The sequence below is a fragment of the Bacillus sp. 05T22 genome, assembly GCF_056396765.1.
In genome coordinates, this window is sequence record NZ_JBFTMC010000037.1 from 26,874 (window position 1) to 33,035 (window position 6,162).

The 6,162-nt window shown below is 33.3% G+C and carries 8 protein-coding genes and 2 pseudogenes; all 10 read left to right on the top strand.

Going from position 1 to position 6,162, the window contains the following annotated elements; genetic code table 11:
• Window positions 1-53: 53 nt before the first annotated feature.
• The gene (locus tag AC1DIT_RS13340) at window positions 54-1,169 is read left to right on the top strand and encodes an NAD(P)/FAD-dependent oxidoreductase (protein WP_016132826.1); all 1,116 of its coding nucleotides are present in this window, start codon (window positions 54-56) and stop codon (window positions 1,167-1,169) included.
• A 189-nt stretch (window positions 1,170-1,358) separates the two neighbouring features.
• Entirely contained in the window at window positions 1,359-1,922 is a 564-nt protein-coding gene (locus tag AC1DIT_RS13345) for a GNAT family N-acetyltransferase (protein ID WP_016131417.1), read from the top strand.
• A gap of 126 nt (window positions 1,923-2,048) precedes the next feature.
• Entirely contained in the window at window positions 2,049-2,423 is a 375-nt protein-coding gene (locus AC1DIT_RS13350) for a nucleotide excision repair endonuclease (RefSeq protein ID WP_006094986.1), read from the top strand.
• A gap of 173 nt (window positions 2,424-2,596) precedes the next feature.
• On the top strand, window positions 2,597-3,220 hold the full coding sequence (locus AC1DIT_RS13355; protein ID WP_016114953.1) for a DUF4352 domain-containing protein: 624 nt from the start codon (window positions 2,597-2,599) through the stop codon (window positions 3,218-3,220).
• Between the two features lie 142 nt (window positions 3,221-3,362).
• Window positions 3,363-4,142, top strand: coding sequence for an undecaprenyl-diphosphate phosphatase (locus AC1DIT_RS13360; RefSeq protein ID WP_016114954.1), 780 nt, complete (start codon window positions 3,363-3,365; stop codon window positions 4,140-4,142).
• 137 nt (window positions 4,143-4,279) lie between these two features.
• Window positions 4,280-4,432: pseudogene (locus AC1DIT_RS13365) on the top strand (glutamate synthase); the annotation flags it as partial.
• Window positions 4,432-4,587 (top strand): annotated as a pseudogene (locus tag AC1DIT_RS13370) (glutamate synthase); the annotation flags it as partial. The pseudogenes AC1DIT_RS13365 and AC1DIT_RS13370, both read left to right, overlap by 1 nt.
• Window positions 4,588-4,668: 81 nt before the next feature.
• A complete protein-coding gene (locus tag AC1DIT_RS13375) occupies window positions 4,669-5,190 on the top strand; it encodes a GNAT family N-acetyltransferase (RefSeq protein WP_016114955.1) in 522 nt (173 codons plus the stop codon).
• A gap of 32 nt (window positions 5,191-5,222) precedes the next feature.
• Complete coding sequence (locus AC1DIT_RS13380) at window positions 5,223-5,744, top strand: YfiT family bacillithiol transferase (RefSeq protein WP_016114956.1); 522 nt, start codon at window positions 5,223-5,225, stop codon at window positions 5,742-5,744.
• Window positions 5,684-6,162 (top strand): GNAT family N-acetyltransferase (locus AC1DIT_RS13385; protein WP_476998230.1); only part of this gene is annotated, 479 nt, incomplete at its 3' end. The genes AC1DIT_RS13380 and AC1DIT_RS13385, both read left to right, overlap by 61 nt.

The following is a 6,162-nucleotide window of genomic DNA, read 5'->3' on the forward strand; positions in this document are numbered from 1 at the left end:
CCCTTCGTACATTAAGTAGAATATAAAAGAACGAATAAGAAAAGGTGTTTGAAATGAAATCGTATATTGTAGTTGGATCTGGAATTTTAGGGGCGTCTACTGCTTATCATCTTGCTAAGGCGGGAGCTCATGTTACATTAGTTGATCGCCAGGATTTAGGACAAGCAACGGATGCAGCGGCAGGAATTGTATGTCCTTGGCTTTCGCAGCGACGTAATCAGGCTTGGTATAAAATTGCAAAAGGCGGGGCGCATTATTATACTTCTTTAATTCAGCAATTAGAAGAAGATGGCGAAACGGATACTGGTTATAAACGTGTAGGAGCTATTAGCTTGCATACGGATGATAAAAAATTAGATCAAATGGAAGAGCGAGCGTATAAACGACGTGAGGATGCTCCGGAAATTGGAGAAATTACTCGTTTATCACCAGATGAGACGAAAAGTTTATTTCCAGCGCTATCAGAGGAATATGGCGCAGTACATATAAGCGGTGCTGCTCGAGTAAATGGACGAGCACTTCGTCAATCCCTTGTAAATGCTGCGAAAAAACATGGTGCTATCTTTATAAAAGGAGATGCCGTTTTAATTCATGAAAATAATCTTGTTAAAGGTATTCATGTAAATGGTGAAACATTAATGGCAGATCAAGTAATTGTCACTGCAGGAGCGTGGGCAAATGAATTGTTACAACCACTGGGTGTTAACTTTCTTGTGACCTTCCAAAAAGCACAAATTGTTCATTTACATATGCCAAATACAAATACTGAAAACTGGCCAGTTGTTATGCCGCCAAACGATCAGTATATATTAACTTTTGAAGATGGTCGTGTAGTTGTAGGAGCAACACATGAAAATGATACTGGCCTTGATTATCGTGTTACAGCCGGTGGTTTACATGAAGTCTTTGATAAAGCATTGTCAGTGGCTCCAGGGTTAGAAAATAGTACAATGCTTGAAACAAGAGTTGGTTTTAGACCATTCACACCAGGTTTTCTCCCAGTCATTGGTCCGTTACCTAATTTTGAAGGGATCCTTGTTGCGAACGGTCTAGGTGCTTCTGGATTAACAGTAGGTCCATACTTAGGTTCTGAACTTGCGAAACTTGCTCTTGACCAACCGATAGAATTGGATTTAAGTCATTATGATGTAGCTGGTGCACTTGAATAGTGATTAGATCTAGAAACAAAAAAAGATTAGGAATAGCTACCTAATCTTTTTTTGTTTCTTTTGATATTTGCAGAGGGAATTTTGAGCATTTTGGAGAAAAGCTATATTGATTGTAAATTTGAAATAGATAGCATGAAAATTATAAATCAAATACACATACAATTTTAGAGGATTAAGGGGGTGTCTTAAGTGTATAACGTTGAAATAAGAAGACCAATCATTGGTGATTATGAAGAGTTAAATCAATTGTTTCATACAGTCATTATAGACACGTTTGCTAGAGAAGGTTTATCGGAGTTGGTTGATGATATAGAAAATGAAATTGAAAATAAAAAGAAGTACTTGAAATGTGACTTTGATAGCGATGGGAAAAATCGATATTTTTTGATCGCTGTAGACAAACATTGTAATAAAATTATCGGCACAATTGAATTTGGGCCATCTAGTAAACTAATTAATAATTGCACAGATGGCGCATTAAAAGACTTATATGAGATAGGGACTGTATTTGTACTCCCGAATTACCAAAGACGCGGCATAGGTAATTTGCTTTTAAATGCGATTTTTCTTACCTTATTGGATAAAGGAATAAAAGAATTCTGTTTGGATAGTGGATATACCAATGCACAGGAAATATGGAAGAAAAAATTTGGAGAGCCTAACTTTTTGTTAAAGGATTATTGGGGCGAGGCGTATGATCATATGATTTGGAGAAAATGCATAAATGATATACCTATAATATTTAGTAGATAATGAAATGTGTTTTAGCAAATCGATTGTATAAATTTAATTAAATTACATTTATAATCAACACGCATAGCTTTTCTTACATACTTATGCTATTATTTACCTTTACTATAAAAGAGGACGTGAAGTAACTTGATTAAAATTGATTTACCTGCAGTTGATGTTTCTATAACAGAAAGAAAACAAGTAATAAAAGGAGATGAACCAAGAATCACTCCGATTCATGGATTTATTGATTTCCACTTGTTCCCAAGAGACAAAGGTGGCATTTTTATGTTTTATAACATTAATGACGAGCTTCTCTTTGTTGGGAAAGCACGTAAAATAAGACAGCGTATTAAAAAGCATTTTGAAGACAATGTTTCACCAATTCAAGCACATCGCGATGAAGTATATCGTATTGATGTATGTATTGTAGAAGATCCAATGGAAAGAGAAATTTACGAAACATACATCATTAATGAACTTCAAGCGAAGTATAATGTTGATAAAGTTTTTTATAAATAAAATAAGAACCATTTAAAACATGATCTTAGTGCTATATTAAGGTCATGTTTTTTTATATCTAATAAATTTGAGCTTCTTTGATTATTCGACAAAATATAACAATGCAAAAAATTGTTTTTTTGCTATGATAAGTAGGAATTTTATATATTGTGTTTATCAGGGGATAAAAAGGGATGTTGAAAAAATTTACTACATGTATTTTGGGTGGCGCTTTAGTATTTAATTTATCTGGCTGTGGAAGTACCTCTGACAAAACTTCTTCTGAATCTAAAGAAACCACTTCTAAGCAAGAAGAAAAGAATGTGAAAACAAACGATATAACGAAAGGGAATACAGATTCGAAAAAAACGGAACAAACAAAAGAAAAGACAAAAATAAAAGAAAAAGAGTATTCATTAAACAAAACTTTTAATACGCCAAAATTTGATGTAACTGTGAAAAAGGTTGTAGAAAGAGATAAAGTGGGTAAAGAAAGCATAGGGATTCAAGAAGCTGACAATGGGAATGTCTTTATTGTTATAGAGATTGAAGGGAAAAATATAACAAACGAACCGATGAAATTAGCGGTTTTGCCATCTGTTGATTTAGTGGATGAAAATGATAATGCTTACGAAATGAATGTGTGGGCAGCTAGTAGTTATGCAGTTGAAAAAGGCGTAACCCCTATTAGTAATATGGAATTAAAACCTGGGGATATAAAGAAAGAAAAGAGAGTTTATGTGATTAATAAAGAAAAGTTTGATACAGGTAAATGGTATGTTCTTGTTAATCATGAACATAAAGAACAAATTAAATAAAGTTTATGTTAAGAGGGTATATACCCTCTTTTTTTGTTGTTTGGGAAAGTTCTTAAATCTTGAATTCCTTTTCCTTTCTTTTCTTTCATAACAGGTAAAAATAAACATATACTGGTACAAGCAAACAAGAAAGGAGACAATCATGAACTGGTTAGAAGCTTTTATATTAGGAATTATTCAGGGATTAACGGAATTTTTACCTATAAGCAGTACAGGGCACTTATATTTAGGAAGACATTTATTTCATTTAGATGAAGCTGGGCTTTTTTTAGACACGATGCTGCATATTGGTACCCTGCTAGCAGTGTTTATTTATTATAAAAAAGAGTTTATCTATTTAATTAAAAACCCATTTTCGAAACTTACATTTTTACTCATTGTTGGAACAATCCCAGCAGTTATAATTGGCTTATTATTTAAAGATTTCTTTGAAGAGATTTCAAAAACGGGTGTAACAATCGGATGGGAGTTTTTAGTGACAGGTTTGTTTTTATATATGGCAGAGAAACAAAAAAATGGACGTAAGAAAATGGATGACATTACATATCAAGATGCTTTTATTATTGGTTCGTTTCAAGCGTTTGCTATTTTTCCAGCAATCTCTCGTTCTGGTATGACGATTGTCGCAGCACTTTGGAGAAAATTAGATCGTGAAACAGCTGCATATTTTTCGTTTTTGTTATCTACTCCCGCTATTGTTGGAGCAATCATTTTACAGTCTGTAGACGTATTTCAAGGGAAAGCTGAAAGTATTTCAAGTACATCGTTAATCGTTGGTACCTTATCTGCTGCATTTTTTGGATATATTGCAGTATCTTGGATGATTCAATATTTAAAGCAGCATTCTCTTAAAGTATTTGCCTATTACGTTTGGGCTCTAGGTATTATCATTTTAACTTTACAGTTCACTGGCGTATTTTAAGGAGAACGACATTGAAAAAATACAGTCATGCAATAATCTTATTTTATGCTGGGTCTTGCTGGTGAACATTATTAGATAAACCTAACAATGCTATTTTTAGCGGAATTACATGTTGATTCTTTGCTTAAATAGTACTTGTAATAGAAGAAAAAGTATGGATTCAATTATTTTACGCGACTAGGGTATTCCGTCTAAAAAAGAATGAATATCCTGATTGGTGTAATTTACTTATTCCTCCTAGCTTTCCTGAAAATCCTTATGGCGCCTTTATTCAAACCATTGAAGACAATGGTATACGAAAAAAATATACCAACTTTCCGCGAGTAATACAAACGTTTACATTCGTTTAGTTAGGGTCATGAACCTTATGCGTAATCCTCTACATCTTCTTCATCCTAAGGTATGGCTTGCTATTCTTACAACTCGAAAAAATAAAGGAGGTTAATCTCATTACAAGTAGTAGGAAATTAACTATTAAATGTCGAATCCATAATAGTTAATTGATAAAAAAAGGAATGAGTCATGAATGGAAATATACATAGAAAAATTAAAGAAACAAGATGCAGAAGAATTGTTTGCTTTTGAGTGTTATAACAGAACTTTTTTTGAAAAGATGGTACCGAGTCGTGGTGATGATTACTATGTTTATGAGACGTTTCAATCTAAACATGATGAATTGTTAAAGGAACAAAAAGAAGGCACGTCCTACTTTTATCTCATACGGAATATGGAAAAAACAATTGTAGGTCGAATAAACTTAGTAGACATAGAGAAAGATAGACAATTAGGATATCTTGGTTATCGTGTAGGAGAAAATTTTATCGGAAATGGAATTGCAACTAAGGCCGTCCAATTACTCCTAATTCAAGCAGCAGACCATCAAATTATCGAAATTCATGCAAAGACAACAAATAATAACATTGCTTCACAACTAGTATTAGAAAAAAGCGGCTTTTCACGTACCGCAATTGATAAAAAAAGTATAGAGTTAAATGGTCAAAAGATTAATTTCATTCATTACGTTTGGAAACATACTAAAGTATTATAAAAGAAATTTTAAAACAAAAGGGGAACAATACAATGCAGGACTTACGTTATCCAATTGGGAAGTTTACTTATGAAGGAAATATTACGGAGGAAATGGTAGAAAAGTGGATTCGAGAAATTGAAAATCTCCCTACAGAACTAACAAAAGCAATTAACGGTTTAGATAAAGAACAGCTAGATACACCTTATCGAAAGAGTGGATGGACAGTACGGCAAGTTGTTCATCATGTTGTCGATAGTCATATGAATAGTTATATTCGTTTTAAGTTAGCTCTTACAGAAAATAACCCGACAATTAAACCATATATGGAAGAGAAATGGGCAGAGCTCCCTGATTCAAAATTACCTGTAGATGTTTCCCTTGTATTATTAGATTCATTACATAAAAGGTGGGTAAATGTATTAAGTTCTTTAGAGCCGGCAGATCTTGAAAAAACTTTTAACCATCCGGAGTCAGGTGAAACAAAACTGGAAGTAGCAATCGGATTATATGCATGGCACGGTCGTCATCATACTGCACATATTACTTCTTTACGGGAACGATTAGGATGGTAAATGTTATGAAAATAACACTAGAAAGAGCAAGAAGTTTTGATGCGGAATATATTTTCAATATTCAAGTACAAGCATTTAAACCGTTATTAGAAAAATATAAGGACTATAAAACGAATCCTGCCAATGAAACGATTGATAAAGTAATTACAAGAATAAACAATCCTAATGGTGGATTTTATAAAATATTAGTTAATCATACTCTTGCGGGGGCTATTTGTGTATTTTGGAAAGAGAAGACGACACAATTCTGGATCAGTCCTATGTTTATTCTACCTAATTATCAAGGGAAAGGGGTGGCCCAGAAAGTACTTGTTTTAATAGAAAAACTGTTTCCACATGCAACTAGTTGGGAATTAGCTACAATTTTCGAAGAAGAACGTAATTGTTATCTGTATGAAAAAATGGGTTACACTAAGAC